Below are 15,047 nucleotides of genomic sequence, written 5' to 3'. Positions count from 1 at the left end.
TTATTTTCCTTAACTTGATTGGGTTATCACAGTCCACACAGACGCGCCGTTGTCGTCATTGCCACCCTCGGCCAAAAACAAATGCCCTTCATCATCTACAGCGATAACGCCAGGGCGCTCGCTTGATGGATCTCTGAGCTTGTTTTTCCAACCGTAGACCTTTTCTTCCCATACCAACACTACACCTCCCACACGTTCAGGATTTTCAGACCGCCATTTTTTAGCCAGAGCCCTGGCTTTGCTGTTCGGTGTCATACTGTTGTTTCCTATTACTCAGACCAGTTTGGACAAAGTTCAGCAGTCCAGTCCCAACACTCGCCCATAATCAGCCCAAACCTGACCAAATCTTCTCTTGAGCAGCCGTGTAACATCACCCGATCTTGCTCATCAAAATGCCAGTCTGAACAGCCATCCCACTTAACGTGGCCATGAAGATATGGCTCGGCTTCATCTAGATTCTTAACGGGACTAGGGTTACATGTTGCTCCAACTTGGTGATACAGAAAATTCCCTTCTAGATCTTTTCCTTCATGATTATAGATTGTGTAGTAGACTCTCATATCCTGAGGATCTGCAACTACAGTGAAGCCAAGGCTTTCGAAATGCTTAATTACACTCATTATATTTTTCGTTTCCCTTAACCAAGCCAATGCTTATTCGGCTGTAAATGAATTTCTATTCGATTCCCTTGGTTGCGGTATTGTACCGTTTGCCGCGCTCAGTCATTGACTCTTTGCTGGTAACAGTAATTTTTACCCACCTTTGAGCAGATAAGCCTTTATCGCCTTCGCTTATGCCAGATATGACGGCCAATGTTTCGACAATGCAGCGTTGATTTGTACTGGTCGCAACCGCTTTTGCATTTGATGAGATTCGGGCTATTGCATTCTTGTAATCAGTGTTTGGGATATAAATTCCGATGGCACCTAGCCCAGACTCAAAAAGTTTCGCCATTGAAATTGATTCAAAAGCGACTGCCTTACTCCTTGATGGCTGCATTGCATTTTTCCTTTAACTTATTTCTGAACCTGTTTGTGACAATCCTCACAAACATCATTGTTATCAATTTCAGCAACGATAAGTCCATAGCCGCCGCAATAATCACATTCAGCTTTAATTCCTACAGAGTTATAAATATTGCCTGAATTTGAATCTGACCTTAGTGCTTCAAGCTCCATGAGAGTATTTATTCTCTTGTACTCGTCGCCATGCTCCTTCCTCCATTCTTGATAGTCATTTTTAAAGGCAAACACAGCAGTATCAATACTATCAAAATCACTTTCATCAGATAAACCAACCAGAGAAGGCTCACCGTGCGAGTAATAGGGAGTTCTAAAGTAATGGTTCCCATCAATGCAATTTAAATACAAATACCATTCATCTTCGGCTATCACTTCCTCGGCAGTTTTGCACATGTCTAATATTTTCTTTTGGCCTTTTTCCACAGTATTATCATACTGTTCTATGAAACTTTTCGGCCAGTCGCCGTATGACGGAAAATCGACTGAGTGAAAATCTTTGGAATACGGCTCTTCATCAGAGAAAAATGAGTCATTAGGATCACGACCATTCAGAATGTCTTGCTCAATACGTGCTTTTTTCTTCTCTAATGCTGTAGCGCTCAGCTCGTCAACCCAGCTCATGTCAGCTGAATTTATCCAGCTCCAATCAAAGTTAATGTCATCATCAACTTGAGTAAAATACTCGAAATAACTTGGCTTAGATTTCATTGTCAAAATCCCTCTTTACTCGTTTCAACAGGTAAATAGTGAAGTATATTTCACGCCAAATCAAGAAATATATTTCACTTTTTTACGATAAGCGGGAGGTTGTTGATTGCATCATCATAGTACCTAGGCCTATCTGCATCCGCGATAATCTGCTGCACCCTGCGCTTTGTCATTCCCCACCGCATAGCAATAAGCTCAGGGCTCCACCCCTTTTTCACTATTAGCTCCTTGAGATCGTCAGGGGCAACGGGTTTCAACTCATCAACTTTCAAAACAGTCTCCAGCTCTAGAAATATATTTCGCATCATAGCGCCAGTTCAAAAGCGTGTCTAATCGTTTTCGATAACACGGCAATTACGGGCCAGTTAGAACGAGCGCCCCTGGTGCGTTAGCACCAGCTTTTCACCTATTTTCTTAATCCCCCGCTTTTTTAAGTTCACCTCTCTCTGATTGTTAGCATCGCCACAAGCCAACAAACAGGAGCGATCAATGCTTGAAATTAAAGACGTAATCAAGGCGATTACGGAATCAACAAACGCAGACGGGGTAAAAAAAGTCTTATCCAAGTTTGTATTTGATTCCTCTGAACCCTGGAGCAACACCGGCCCGGCAATGGGCATAGAGAAAGTGAACGGGGTAAGCCTTAACCGAGCAAGGAAGGAAGCAAACGCCGCTGCAGTGTCAATACTGCAGCGAGTAGGAACGAATGCAGAGCTGCTCACTGATGAGGATAAACAGATCTTACGCCAATACTCCGGCATTGGCGGGACTGACACCGAAAGTGACACTGGTGGCCACATCCATGAATACTACACCCCGACAGAAATTGCGGCCGGTATATGGGATGGCTTGCGTTCCATGGGCTTTAGCGGCGGTAACACGCTAGAGCCGTCAGCTGGCGCCGGTGTATTCCAGGAAATGAAACCGGCTGGCACAGTTATCACAGCCACGGAAATAGATCCCACCAGCAGCGCAATTAACCAACTGCTACACCCGGAAGATGCCGTATTTAATCAACCTTTTGAGCGCCTGGCAGCTGATGTCGAAGATGATCTATTTGATAGCTGTGTTGGTAACGTCCCCTTCGGCGCGGTGAGAGGCGCAACCGCAGCCCTTGACCCATCCCCTCTATCTGCAGAACTAAAGGCAATTGATGCCTATTTTGTGGCTCGAGTAATCGACAAAGTGCGCCCTGGTGGATTGATCGGTCTAGTTGTGCCAACCGGCATTATCTCCGGCGCAAAGAATAAGAAGCTGCGCCGCATTATCAGTCAAAAAGCAGAGTTCCTTGGCGCACATCGACTCCCAAGCGGTGTATTCAGCAACTCTGGCACCGATGTTGTAACAGATATTTTGTTCATGCGTAAGCATCCCGAGGATCTGGCGGAGCTCTTACCCAACCTGGCCGATTCTGTATTGAAAAAAGCCAACGTGCTCTGGCCGACATTCATAAACGGCAAGTGGTTTGAATCTGCAGAGGGCAAGCGGTTCGTTCACGGCGAATCAGAAACAGCAGCATTCCAAAATCGCTTGGTGGTGAACAATACAAACAACCTGACCAATGCGGCTCTTAAAGAGAAGCTTTCGCACAAATTTGAAAGCCGTATTGACTGGGAGCTGATAGATGCCTCCGAACCCCTGCCGATTGTTTACGCCGAAGGTGACGAAAAGCTGATCAACGGGCGCTGGATGAAATTCGTTGCCGGCAATTGGGAGCCGATCAAGCTGGTGGCCGATAATGGAAGCATTAATGCAGAGCGGTACGGCGCGAACACATTCGCAGGCCTCGAGAGCACGCTATCTGAGCCAGAAGGCGCGTTATCACTGACTTATGAACAGTTGATGGCTGCATATAATGACTTCCCAGGACTATTTACCGGCCCCCTGAGAGACTTTATTAAACTGGCCTACGACCAGGAGCCAAAATATCGAGAGCAGGTTATACGAGGCTCTATCATTGGTATGCGTGTCCAAACGCTGCAGGCTGGAGCCGACAGCGACAGCACCGCCCTGGCCGTAGCCCGGGATCTCATAACTGCAGAGTTAAATCGGTTCGGCATCCCGGCCCGTACCGGCAAGCTGGCCATTTTGACAGGGCGCAATGCGAATTACTGGAACATTTTTGCCACCAGCGTGGACAAAGACGGCAATTTTAGCGATCTGCTCAATGGCAAGGTTCGCAAAGGCGAAACAATCGCTTATGACCCGACTGATGCGACTCAAACAATTGGTTATCTGTTCAGTGTTCGAGATCTAAATCCTGTTCCCCTAGATGAGTTTGCAGAGCTTTATCAGGGGCAAGCAAAATCCCTCTCTGAGCTCGCAAAACTTCCAGGCGTGGCCATCACACCGGATGGGAACCTCGCACCTATTGACCGCGCCACCAGCGGCAACATTGTAATGAGCATCCATGAAATCAAAAACGCAATGGCCGTTCCTGGTATCGCTCCCGACATACTCGACAACTATCAACGACAGCTGGATTTAATCGAACAGAAGCGAACCAGAACACACGTTGACGCCATTGACTTTAACCTGACGGCCAAATGGATCCCGAGGGAGTATGTGAAAGAGTTCCTTGAGGAGAATGGATACTCTCGAATGACATACTCAAAGATCCTGGAAGATGAAGACGGCTACCAAGAGGAGGTTAAAGACTACCAGGGCCAAGATGGTGTTTTCGGTGGGTACAAAGGCGGCTTTGACGGGCAGCTGATGAAGTACCTGAATGGCGGTGGTATTACGAGTAGTCGCAAAGACCTAATCAACGAATACAAATCAAAGATGCGCCGGCTTGAAGAACAGTTTTCAAAGTGGATCCGACAGCATGACGATATTGACGCATTAACAGACTTATACAACGACACGTTTAACGGCTATCTGCGTGTAGAACATAGTAATGCTCCGCTTCAACTTACAGATACATCGGGCGAGGTTATTAACTTCGACTATCAGTGCGCCGAAATCCGCCGATTAAGCGAAAGCGGAGGCGGTATATGTGGCTTTGGCACAGGTTTGGGCAAGTCTTTCACGGCCCTGGGGCTGGTGGCATATAACACTCAGCTTGGCCGAGCTCGGCGCACTGCCCTGATAGTGCCCAAGCCTGTCATCGAAAACTGGTATCACGAAAGCAAAATGTTCTACGGCGTCCACATAAGCAAAGTGCTGTTTGTCGGTGTCACTCCAGAGTTAAACGATGATGGCAGCATTAAGAAAGCGCCTGTACTTGATGAAGAAGGCCAGCCAAAGATAAACCCAAATACCGGGAATCCAATTATCCGCGATGTAATCTCCTTCGCCGACACAGCAGAAGTGAAAAAGCGGCTAAACATGATCCCGCAATCAAACTACTCCCTGGTTGTTATGACTAAGGAGCAGTTCGCCAGCATTCCAATGCGTCCAGAGTCTGTCGGCGATTACACCATGAGGATGGTCGATCGAGGCCTTCTTACTGGCAAAAAATACGTTGCAAACGCGAAGAAGCACCGGGACGCGATGAAGAATGAGCGCTTCAAACAGAAGTATGCGGACACTGGAACGACCAAGGCCCAAGACGTTCCGTACTTTGAAGATATGGGTTTTGACAACATCATTGCCGATGAAGGCCACAACTATCGCAATTCATACGCAGCAGGCCGCGAAAGCTCAAAATTGGCTTACTTGCCAACTGCCGGCACGGCAGATCTCGCTGTGGACATGGCCCAGAAAGCCGACTACATCAAAACTCGCTTTGATGGCCGAGGCGTAACACTACTTACAGCCACCCCCACTGTTAACTCCCCAACTGACATTTTCAACATGCTCTCTCTTGTTGTGCCTGCAACCGAATGGAAAGAGTTGGGGATCATGGATGTTGACGACTTCATCAAAGTGTTTGGTGAGACAGAGGAAGTTCTTGTCCAGAAAATATCTGGCGAGGTGGAGCTGAAAACAGCCCTGGTTGGTTTCAAAAACTTGTCCGGCCTTCGCGCCATTTTTCACAAATATGTGAATCTGAAAACGGCTAAGGATGTATCTGCAACTGTTGAGATCCCAGACCTGGATGAGGCCGAAGTTCAGTGCAACATGAATGCGGCACAAGCTGATCTCTATGAGGAGCTACGCACCCGCGCCGATGAGCTAAACAGCAAAGACCCGGAGGAGCGCAGACGCGCCATTGAGAGAGGAGAAAAAGTTGATTCAGTATTCTCAATCATTAGGGATATGGATCGGGTTACTACAGACTTAGACCTGTATAACCACACTCTCACATTCACGTTTCCGGAAGCATACGATGAGCAAATAAAAACCCTAGCGGATCTGCTGCCCAAGTCAATCAGCGTAAAAGACGTAGGCGAAGATAAAGCTGATGAGCAGTCTCTCATTGATGCTGAAACCGTTACACTCGATACAGTCGTGAAGGTTCGCAGGGACACTTCGGGGGCCGTAGTCCTTGTAGTCAGTGAACACCTTGAAGATATGGTATTGAAACTGCTCAAGCAGCTATCAGTGCCTGAATCAGTAATCAACCACCCTATTTATCCCAAGTATGCACAGCTCATCGAGAAGCTGAAAGCCGGCCTCGAGGACGGAAAGCAGATCATATTCACTGAGGAGAAAACGCAACACAGGAAACTCAAGCGGATAATAGCCAATAACCTGGGGCTCTCTCCTTCTGAAATTGGGATTTTAAACTCTGATACAGCAAGTGGAGGGAAACGGAAAAGCAAAGCAATTGATCCTGATAGCTTTGAACAAGAAAAAGCGTCACTTGAGGATATTGCCGCCGACTATAACGAAGGCCGTTACAAGATCCTTATTTGCAACAAAACGGCAGAGGTCGGCGTTAACTTGCACATTGGAACGACAGATATTCACCACTTAACACTTCCTTGGACACCTGCCTCAATCAAACAGAGAAATGGCCGCGGTGCCCGGGTAGGCTCAAAGCAGAAAAAAGTCAGAGTTAACTACTATGTGGGTAAAGGCTCCTTCGATGAGTTCAGACTCGGCAGCTTGAAGCGTAAATCTGAATGGATGTATGAGCTGTTCAACGGTGACGCCGACCGAATGGGTAACGCTGACGCAGAAGATGCTGGCCAAAGTTCTCTCCTGTTGGCCAAAGATCCGGAGGAACGCGCAGCCCGTATCGCCGCCGCCCAGAAAGAAGCTCTGGAGAAAATGCGCCAGGCCGAGATAGCCCGGGCAAATATCGACCTCAACAACTTCTTGAAGGCATCTTTTGACCTGCATGCTGATCCCGAACAAGCCAAGCAAGATTATCTCAACAAAAAGGCCAATGTAGAGCGCCTTGAATCCACCTTGGCAAAGGTTTCTGAGTCAGCCGAAAACTATGAAAACTACGCAAAGAAGGCCAAAGAAGATGGCAGTCACATGCGTACTTACTACGAAGATGAAGCCAGGGGTTACAGACGCCAGGTCAAAGCTACTAAAACGGCCCTGGAAGCAGCCAAGAAAGAGGTTAAGATTGCCCAGCGCTTAACAGCACGACTCGACAAGGCCCACGATATGACTCGACAGCTGAAACCTGCAGTTGCCGATGCCATTGCTAAAGGTCTAATTGAAGTGCCACCAATGATCATCGATCAGCCGGAAAAATTTATGCTCTACAACAACAGAGTTTATAAAGTCGGCGCCATGTATAACCACACCGAATATCAAAAGCACTCAAGCAACATTCGCCGCGTTTTGCAGGTTACGTCATTCAATTGGGACTTGAAGATGGCCGCTGTAGAGGTTCGGTATACGTCATATCAATATGACAGCAAGAAGGCCGGGCACACGATGAATATCTCAATCTCAGCCCTGGGGAATGAAACAAACATATCTGAGACTGAGCTCAGCCTTAGAAATTGGGCCATGGAAAAACACACTCTGACCGAAATTGTGGAGAAAATTCCCGAGGAGCTGTTTAGAACCTTGCTGAAAGAGAACACTATCGCTATCGATGGCGGCGCCACTTCCCGCTACTGGTTGATCTCTGATAATGGCGGGTTTGATGTGGTTTCCATGAATAGCGAAAAGCTATCAGAAACGTTTGTCTATCCAGATCCAAACAATACGGCACTCAAACAGCGTGTTGCAAAGTGGCTGCTGGAAAACCGTAAACACACCTCTGACTATTCAGCGCCTAAGCCGCAGCTGGTGGCCCTGTATGGTGAGAAGTGGCTTAATGCCATTGAGAGCTACGGAAACACGGCGCCAGCCTCAGAGGTTACGGCCTGGGCAACCAAGGCTGTTAGTGATTGGTTGGCCAAGGATGAAGTTCAGGCAAAACTTGCCGAGTATTTGGATCTGAAAAGTTACTCTTTGCCGAATGAGTACATACTCTACCGCGAGGCATCAAGTCTCATACCCGCAAACTATGACAATCACCAAGACTTCAAGGATGCGATGGCGCAGGCCTGGGCCACGAAAGAGGCCGAGTTCAAGCAGAAGCGACAAACCGAAATTGAGCGCCGCGAGAAACTTTTCAAGGCTGGCAGGACTGCAAACGCCACAGCTACCGATGAAGACAGAGCCAAGCGCATGGAGTGGCTACTGGAAGCCGTCAACAGCAGTGATACCCCCTCAATGATTGACCGAGTGATGGGAACGGACTCTGTTTATCTGGATGCATTCGGCGACTATGGCGCCATCGGGGCAATATTTGATGATCTGGTATTATTGACCGATAGCCACATGCCTGATTACTCGTTGGACTGGGCCAAAAAGGGAGTGATCAGCGCTCTAACCGATCTAACCAACGCATCCAACCGAGCTAAGTACCAGAGTGTCATTGATAAGCTGCGAAAAACACCCGAGCCGGAGCCACAGGAGCAAGAAAAGGTTGCCGAGGTACACACGCAGGCAAAAACAGAGATAACGGCTCTAGAGAGCGCTCAGGAGTTTGAGGGAATTACTATAAAACTTAACTCTACAGTGATAATGAATCGAAAGGTACGGGTAGACATTGGTACCGTTTATTGTATCCATGATCCTAAAGGCCTTGCCGGAAAACTCTATGAAAACAAGGAGGCATTGAAGGCATTAAGCCAAGGTGTATTCTACAAAAACGACAAACGGGGCGTTTCTGAGTGCCCAGGTTCTTGGTGGTTTGTACCATCTACTATCGAATTGAAAGATATTTTGACTGCAATAGAGGTTTCTCAATAATGACTATCAGCAAAGCAGTAATACCAAGCGCTGAGGATTTGGCCCCCTTGCTCGATGAGGCCACCAGCCAGGGCGACATTTCAGAGTCTGATTTTGTCAGCACATTTACCAAGAATTGCGCTGAAAACCTCAAGACTAACCCATCGCTATACAGGAGCTATGGCCCATGGTGGTGGGCACTCAAACAATTGCTGGCAGATAATGGGCTCTCATTTGGTGAAAAAACAGAAGTCGCTACTCTGGCCCGTTTTGACTATGACAGCCCCGCCCTTGTTTGCTGTGCCGCCTGGGCATATCAGGACTACATTGTAAAAAACGGCTTCCTTTATTCCGGGGAGCATCAATACCCTGTCACTGATAGTGATGAGGATGAAACCTACTACTTAACCGATATGGATATGGAAGCATTGGCAATAGGTTAACAAGCAGGAAAAAGGGGCCATTACGGCCCCTTTTCTCACTGTTGTAACAGTTCATAAAAATCAAATAGATTGGACAAATTGACTTACTCCTGTTTTGCAGCGTTTTAAGTTGTTGGCCAAGGTAAAATCAAATATCTGACGATTAATGGGCTCTAACTCGCGTGACAGCTCTTTGTGAAAAACGTGGTATCCGATAGCCCAATTTTTTAATTTCAGCTTTCTACAGCCGATGTTAAACAGCCTGGCGGCAAACTCCTTATCCTCTGCCCCCCACCCTACAAACGACTCATTAAACCCATTTACAGCCAAGGCGTCAGCACGGAAGAACGCCATATTACAACCATGGATCCCGCCTGTTTCAGATGAAACAGTTGATCGCACTCGAGATAGGAACTTACAGCGCAGCGCATCAAGCCGATGTTTCTCAAATCCTCCTTTAAATAAGGATGGATACTCGTCTGTATACAGCAACTGCTGTGAATATGACTCGGTTAAACGCACTCGGCGGCCTGCTACAAACTGTCCCTCCCGGGCTACATCCAAGTGATCAGCAACAAAGTGCTTATCCAGAATCATGTCACCGTCCACAAAGATGATGTAATCACACTTAGCCTTGGCCATAGCCAAATTGCGACTACGCGACAATCTATATCCTGCATCTTCTTGCCAAGAATGGATGACTTGTAACTCGGGGTGTTGGTATTGGAACGAAGTAATAACTGCGAGAGTTTCTTTACCTGAGCCATCATCAGCAATGATGATTTCGTCTGGCACTCGAGTTTGGAACGCTACGCTTTTAAGCGTTTTCAAGAGCGCTTTGGGCCAGTTGTAGGTTGTGATAATCAGAGAAACCGTTGTACTCATTTTCTGCTTTCCGTATTTGCCAAAATAACTTTGTTAGGATAGATCCGTTTATTCATCAATGGCAATGGATTTGTTTTTGTTAGCCACCTTTTTGTTATGGCATCAACTAAACTCCCGCCAATTTCAAACTGGCTCAGACATAGTGGAGCATTGGAACTTCAAATAAATAAGGAGTTTCAATATGAAGTTTTACTATGGTTTAGGGGATCAATTCACTGCTGTAACACTCGCAAAGCGGGTTTGTAATGCCCTGGGTAACGGCAACAACAACACGGCCAATCGCCTATTACTCGAAACATGCGCAGCCGAAACAGTGTTAGGAACATACAAGGATCCAACCGAAAGATACGCCGGTGCGGGATTATCACAAGTAGATGAATCAACCTTCGACTGGCTTAAAGAAAAGTTTCAAAGTCGGCCGGAAGTGGTAAATGCACTATATGATGAGTTTGGTTTTACGCTGAGCAAGGTTCAGTATGTCGAGCTTGAGCTTAGCCCGTTGCTTGCCCTGGTGTTTGCTCGCCTGCGGTATAGAACAGTGGCTGATGAGATCCCGGGTACCATTCGTGGCCGAGCCGAATACTGGAAGAAGTACTACAACTCATCTGCAGGGAAAGGAACTGTTGAACACTACATCGAGCAGGCCAAAAAGCTGGATGAGCTCATAGGAGATTAATGATCCTTTTCTGGGGGCTACCGCTGGTGGCCCTTTTTAAAGGATCCATGCATCTTTAAAAAAAGCATTGGAAAATAACACTTATTATTCACTGACTGATCCAATAAAGATCCTATTTGATCCTCAAAAGATCCTAAGAGATCCAGGGGTATAAAAATCTCTCTGAAACCCCTATCACAGCTGACTTTTCAAAAAAGCCCGGTGTAGCCTAATCGGGTTGTTGGTGTAGCCTGAGCGGGTTGCTGGTGTAGTCTAATCAGGTTTTAGGTGTAGTCTAATCAGGTTTTTCGGTGTAGTCTGAGCGGGTTCGATAACAAAAAACGTGTGCATAACTACATGGAAAATTTAGAACAAAAGACGTTACCCCTAGTCTTAATCAGCGATTCGGGCGAACCCCAGCTATCATGCTCAACAGCAATGACCGTGCAGCCGAATGTTTTGCTGAGAACTGGTGTTTTTACCCCTGTCGGTCGAACCAAAGCTGAGACTTCTATCCACAAGGATCTCACAGAGGAGTTGCGGCACCTGGAGATATGCCACAAAGAAGGTTACGACAAGGTACTGATCTCAGGCTCAAAACTCAATGTTGAGACTGATTTCAGAGTCTGGTGCGGTATTATCTTGGCGTTCAGCCACTATGGACAGTATAGCAATGAGATAGAGCTGTCTTTTGCTGAGTTTGCGCGTATGTGTGGGTACCCGGCAAGGCGCTTTGATGCAAAGCTACGGCGCCAGATAGATGCGTCTTTGGCAAGGATCCGCGGGGTTAATTTGTCATTTCAAAGAAGGGGGCAGGTAAAGTCTTCTCACACAGGCTTATTGCACAAAGCAAAGTTGGATGAAACCCGCGACATAGTTATTTTGCTCGCCGACTCAGATATATGGGATCTTTATACCCTGGATTTCAAAGTCCTGGTTTCCATGAAGGTGTTGTCAGAACTGCCCAGGGCTGAGGTGGCGCAGTGCTTGTACTTGTATTTTTTATCACTGCCAGAGGATCCACACCCCATATCATTTACTCGTATGCGAGAAAGGCTGCAGCTATCAACTCCAGATAAAGAGGCTAACCGGAGAATCCGGCTTGGTATTGAAAAGTTGGAGGATGTGGGTTTTGTTACTGGATTTTATACACATAAGCCAGGTTCTAGAGAAACTTACTACAAGATCACATCCAGGGATAAGAAGTTGGGCCGGCGCGATATTGAAGATCTGCTTTGATAAAACCGGAGCCCGATTAGGCTACACCTCTCCCTCTCGAGCTACACCAGAGCCCAATTAGGCTACACCCTGATTATTGAATCCTTAATAATCAGGTGGTTAGCTGTTACCCGCTTTTGTCTTTCTCAACTATGAGGCTGCTTTGCCATGGGTTTATTCTTTTAAGATGGCAGCGCAAACTCGTTATTTCAGACATTTAGCAGAGATTACCCTGCTTTAGAGCCCGATTAGACTACACCCTAACCCACCAGCACTACACCACAAGCCCGATTAGACTACACCCTAACCCACCAGCACTACACCACAAGCCCGATTAGGCTACACCCTAGCCCACCAGCACTACACCATAAGCCCGATTAGGCTACACTCTGGCGTAAAAAAGCCGCCCGGAGGCGGCCTGCCCGATTAGGCTACACCATCAATAGCGCAAGGGTTCTTTGCCCTCGCCTGCTCGGCGGCGATCAAGCTCCAACTGGATCTCATCTTCGTTAGCGAGCTCTATGGACTCGGTAGAGAATGCCTCGTTAAACTCATCATCTGCTGTAACCGCGTAGCCTGCAGCCTCAAAGATATTCTTCACAATGACCGGACTGGCAATGCCATTGAAAATCAGGACACCGCCAAAATCCATATTGCCCTCTAGAAACGAATCTACGCCCTCTTTAAGGTCTTCCGGCGTCACAGTATACGCAGACCGAGAAAAGGCCTTCTTGGCTTCAAATTGCAGCTCAAATTCGTCTATTTCACCTCGGATAGCCAGCTTCATTGTTTTGGTTCCTCATTTAGGGTTTTGGCTGCTGCCATGATTAATTCAAAGTATTCTCTGTGCCTGGCCAGCATTCTAATGCCTTCTCTGTCAGATAACAGTTCAAAACCAGTAGAGATCAACTCAGTCGCAGAGAGCTTTTCCAACTTGTTTAGCTCCTCACCATATACGTAAAATTTACTTTCATAAGGGCTGGTGAGGTAATAATTCACATAGTATTCATTTTTGCGGAATGACCGGCCAGGAATGTCATGGAGAGAGGCAATCTTGGGCCTTGGGGCAATGGCCGCTCGCCGGCGGAGCTCTGCGAAAGCTAACTGTTTCACTCCTGGGTTGGTGTCTTCAATTGCATGACCTACTTCGTGCCAGGCTGTGCCGCGAGCGAAGTGTTGGCCCACATTGATTCTTACTTTGTCTCCAAGGTTTTCACAGTAGGCCCGGGTACCTGTATATACAAGCTCTATATCACCAGGGACATTGCCACCCACAAGCCTACTGATTTCATTAATGCTCTCAATTGCTTTTTCGTGTGGAAAGTTGGCCTTACTCAAAGCTTTCTTAACTTCGGGGCTCTCGAGTGATACGGATGGCTTAATGCTGAGGTTTTTCTCGATAGCTTGTGATACGAAAGATTCAATGTTGTCTACGACAGTATCTGGTATCGCTGCCTTTTGCGCGTTCACACATACGGAGTAAACCCTCATGCCGAATATTCGAGGATCTGGCAGTGTTCCTTTTTCCTCGAACTTATCCCAGGCGGTGACGAAACGCTTCATGCTTTCTTGACTGTTGAAACGTTGCCATGCCTTGTCCCTTCTGGATTGAATATTGGCAATTTCCTTTTCCCATTTCGCGGCTTCTTTCCTGGTCTTAGACTCGGCATATTTTTTCTTGGCTGCGTCAATTTGGCGCGTGAAGCTGCCAAGCAGATCATTGGCGACAGTTCGCCGCAGATCCTCAAGCATGTCTCCCTTTGGAGTTTCCTTGATAGCGCCAAAATAGAAGTCAATCAATTCAGATAAAGCGGTCTTAATCTCTCCAGTGCCTACCTGGCGCACTTCTGACAACAAAGAGTCAGCTACAGCCTTTCCATTAACCTTCATCGTACCCAATACGCTATCAGGGAATAGCTCTGGGTTTAGTTCTCCGAACACGGCCCTTTGATAATCATCAGCGCTTAACGCTGTGCCAGCCAGGTAGTTAACCAAACCGATAGGAGTTGCTGAGGCTATTGGGTACCGAATGGTTAACTCATTGGCACCTTTCTGTGCTCTCAGTAAATCGCCACTGACGATTTGCTTTACAGCCTCGGCAATTTTGAGAGTATCAAGGCCAACAGTTCCGAGTATGTTTATCCATGTAGCCGAAGCCCTGGATCCGAATAGCTTTTCGGCAAGCTCGGCGTCAGAAAGAGCGGTCGGCCCTACAGATTTTTTAATCTTCTGGTGCAGCGTTAGGCCGTGAACCAGGAAAAGAAAGTCCCGCTTTGATGCTGCAGTAACCAGTATATTAACCAGGCGTTGATAGGCTGCATCTTGATCTGATACATCATCAACCGACATCAGTAGAAACTCGACTATTGTTCGCTTTACTGCAGCGGTGGAAGTCGCATTGCTCAGCCTGGCTTTGACAACATGGAACGTCTTTTCTTCGATGGACTCCATAAAAGGCCTGGCGCCCTGGCTCTTGGTGTCGTTCTCCCAATTACAATCCCGGGCAAACTGCTCTCTATCCACATCAGATAACCTGATCCGAACAAGCATGGGGTGAGATAGTGCTTCAACAACAGCTTGCTTTATACCGAACTGCTCAGATGTGGCCACCAGCTTTTCTCTATAATCCGCGGCGGATCCTTCGGCGTATGCTTTGCGAATGGCCATCACTCGCCCATTCCCTGATTCAGTTACCATGTCTTGCCCCAAGATGGGCGCCCCGTCCGATGTGAACTTAGACTTGTTCAGATTGGCGAATTTTAGCGAGCCAGATAGGCGACCAATCTTGTTGACGCTCTCAGGGGTTGTTCTATCTCTTGGCTGCAACTCTGCCGGATAGAGCTCGTTAATTGCTCCGTTGAGGCTATTGGATACCAGGGCTGCTCCATGTTCAATAACGGCCCACATGACACTGACGCTGTAACCCGGGCACGCCAGTATTGTTTCGGTATTCCCCAACTGCTCTGGGGGGATGTTCGTTTTCATTGCTCACCTGTTTTTTTT

General features: G+C 47.3%; 12 protein-coding genes. 4 read left to right on the top strand and 8 right to left on the bottom strand.

Features of this window, described 5'->3' with window-relative positions; all coding sequences use genetic code 11:
- Positions 1-9 precede the first annotated feature (9 nt).
- The 5 genes from ACF8D4_RS00700 to ACF8D4_RS00680 all read right to left on the bottom strand — a co-directional run bounded on the left by ACF8D4_RS00700 (position 10) and on the right by ACF8D4_RS00680 (position 2,038).
- Positions 10-255, bottom strand: a complete 246-nt coding sequence (locus ACF8D4_RS00700; RefSeq protein ID WP_345882276.1) for an antirestriction protein ArdR — start codon at positions 253-255, stop codon at positions 10-12.
- Between the two features lie 14 nt (positions 256-269).
- Entirely contained in the window at positions 270-620 is a 351-nt protein-coding gene (locus ACF8D4_RS00695; protein WP_345882277.1) for a hypothetical protein, read from the bottom strand.
- Positions 621-675: 55 nt separating this feature from the next.
- Positions 676-999: a hypothetical protein gene (locus ACF8D4_RS00690; RefSeq protein WP_345882278.1), complete on the bottom strand. Its 324-nt coding sequence runs from the start codon at positions 997-999 to the stop codon at positions 676-678.
- Positions 1,000-1,016: 17 nt separating this feature from the next.
- Positions 1,017-1,730 carry a hypothetical protein gene (locus tag ACF8D4_RS00685; RefSeq protein WP_345882279.1) on the bottom strand — a complete coding sequence of 238 codons (714 nt, stop codon included), beginning with the start codon at positions 1,728-1,730 and terminating at the stop codon, positions 1,017-1,019.
- A 74-nt stretch (positions 1,731-1,804) separates the two neighbouring features.
- The gene (locus ACF8D4_RS00680) at positions 1,805-2,038 is read right to left on the bottom strand and encodes a hypothetical protein (RefSeq protein WP_345882280.1); all 234 of its coding nucleotides are present in this window, start codon (positions 2,036-2,038) and stop codon (positions 1,805-1,807) included.
- A gap of 181 nt (positions 2,039-2,219) precedes the next feature.
- Here ACF8D4_RS00680 and ACF8D4_RS00675 point away from each other — a divergent pair, with 181 nt between their 5' ends.
- Entirely contained in the window at positions 2,220-8,885 is a 6,666-nt protein-coding gene (locus ACF8D4_RS00675; protein WP_345882281.1) for an N-6 DNA methylase, read from the top strand.
- A complete protein-coding gene (locus tag ACF8D4_RS00670; protein WP_345882282.1) occupies positions 8,885-9,307 on the top strand; it encodes a hypothetical protein in 423 nt (140 codons plus the stop codon). Before ACF8D4_RS00675 ends, ACF8D4_RS00670 begins: the two co-directional genes overlap by 1 nt.
- A gap of 60 nt (positions 9,308-9,367) precedes the next feature.
- Here ACF8D4_RS00670 and ACF8D4_RS00665 read toward each other — a convergent pair whose 3' ends face one another.
- Positions 9,368-10,171 (bottom strand): glycosyltransferase family 2 protein, encoded by an 804-nt coding sequence (locus ACF8D4_RS00665; RefSeq protein ID WP_208251673.1) that lies wholly within the window; start codon positions 10,169-10,171, stop codon positions 9,368-9,370.
- A gap of 181 nt (positions 10,172-10,352) precedes the next feature.
- Here ACF8D4_RS00665 and ACF8D4_RS00660 point away from each other — a divergent pair, with 181 nt between their 5' ends.
- Positions 10,353-10,847, top strand: coding sequence for a hypothetical protein (locus ACF8D4_RS00660; protein ID WP_345882283.1), 495 nt, complete (start codon positions 10,353-10,355; stop codon positions 10,845-10,847).
- 336 nt (positions 10,848-11,183) lie between these two features.
- The gene (locus ACF8D4_RS00655) at positions 11,184-12,065 is read left to right on the top strand and encodes a RepB family plasmid replication initiator protein (RefSeq protein WP_208251669.1); all 882 of its coding nucleotides are present in this window, start codon (positions 11,184-11,186) and stop codon (positions 12,063-12,065) included.
- A 418-nt stretch (positions 12,066-12,483) separates the two neighbouring features.
- On the opposite strand, the gene ACF8D4_RS00650 is transcribed toward ACF8D4_RS00655, so the two are convergent.
- Positions 12,484-12,831 (bottom strand): hypothetical protein, encoded by a 348-nt coding sequence (locus tag ACF8D4_RS00650; protein WP_208251667.1) that lies wholly within the window; start codon positions 12,829-12,831, stop codon positions 12,484-12,486.
- On the bottom strand, positions 12,828-15,029 hold the full coding sequence (locus tag ACF8D4_RS00645; protein ID WP_392468170.1) for a hypothetical protein: 2,202 nt from the start codon (positions 15,027-15,029) through the stop codon (positions 12,828-12,830). The genes ACF8D4_RS00650 and ACF8D4_RS00645 overlap by 4 nt, the downstream gene beginning before the upstream one ends.
- Positions 15,030-15,047 lie beyond the last annotated feature (18 nt).

This window comes from Shewanella sp. YQ_9, from assembly GCF_043103185.1.
GTDB lineage: Bacteria > Pseudomonadota > Gammaproteobacteria > Enterobacterales > Shewanellaceae > Shewanella > Shewanella algae.
This window is presented reverse-complemented; position numbering and strand designations above follow the sequence as displayed.

Excerpts from the sequence above, each read along its gene's own strand:
- ACF8D4_RS00700 (WP_345882276.1), bottom strand. The coding sequence starts at position 255 with ATGACACCGAACAGCAAAGCCAGGGCTCTGGCTAAAAAATGGCGGTCT.
- ACF8D4_RS00695 (WP_345882277.1), bottom strand. The coding sequence starts at position 620 with ATGAGTGTAATTAAGCATTTCGAAAGCCTTGGCTTCACTGTAGTTGCA.
- ACF8D4_RS00690 (WP_345882278.1), bottom strand. The coding sequence starts at position 999 with ATGCAGCCATCAAGGAGTAAGGCAGTCGCTTTTGAATCAATTTCAATG.
- ACF8D4_RS00685 (WP_345882279.1), bottom strand. The coding sequence starts at position 1,730 with ATGAAATCTAAGCCAAGTTATTTCGAGTATTTTACTCAAGTTGATGAT.
- ACF8D4_RS00680 (WP_345882280.1), bottom strand. The coding sequence starts at position 2,038 with ATGATGCGAAATATATTTCTAGAGCTGGAGACTGTTTTGAAAGTTGAT.
- ACF8D4_RS00675 (WP_345882281.1), top strand. The coding sequence starts at position 2,220 with ATGCTTGAAATTAAAGACGTAATCAAGGCGATTACGGAATCAACAAAC.
- ACF8D4_RS00670 (WP_345882282.1), top strand. The coding sequence starts at position 8,885 with ATGACTATCAGCAAAGCAGTAATACCAAGCGCTGAGGATTTGGCCCCC.
- ACF8D4_RS00665 (WP_208251673.1), bottom strand. The coding sequence starts at position 10,171 with ATGAGTACAACGGTTTCTCTGATTATCACAACCTACAACTGGCCCAAA.
- ACF8D4_RS00660 (WP_345882283.1), top strand. The coding sequence starts at position 10,353 with ATGAAGTTTTACTATGGTTTAGGGGATCAATTCACTGCTGTAACACTC.
- ACF8D4_RS00655 (WP_208251669.1), top strand. The coding sequence starts at position 11,184 with ATGGAAAATTTAGAACAAAAGACGTTACCCCTAGTCTTAATCAGCGAT.
- ACF8D4_RS00650 (WP_208251667.1), bottom strand. The coding sequence starts at position 12,831 with ATGAAGCTGGCTATCCGAGGTGAAATAGACGAATTTGAGCTGCAATTT.
- ACF8D4_RS00645 (WP_392468170.1), bottom strand. The coding sequence starts at position 15,029 with ATGAAAACGAACATCCCCCCAGAGCAGTTGGGGAATACCGAAACAATA.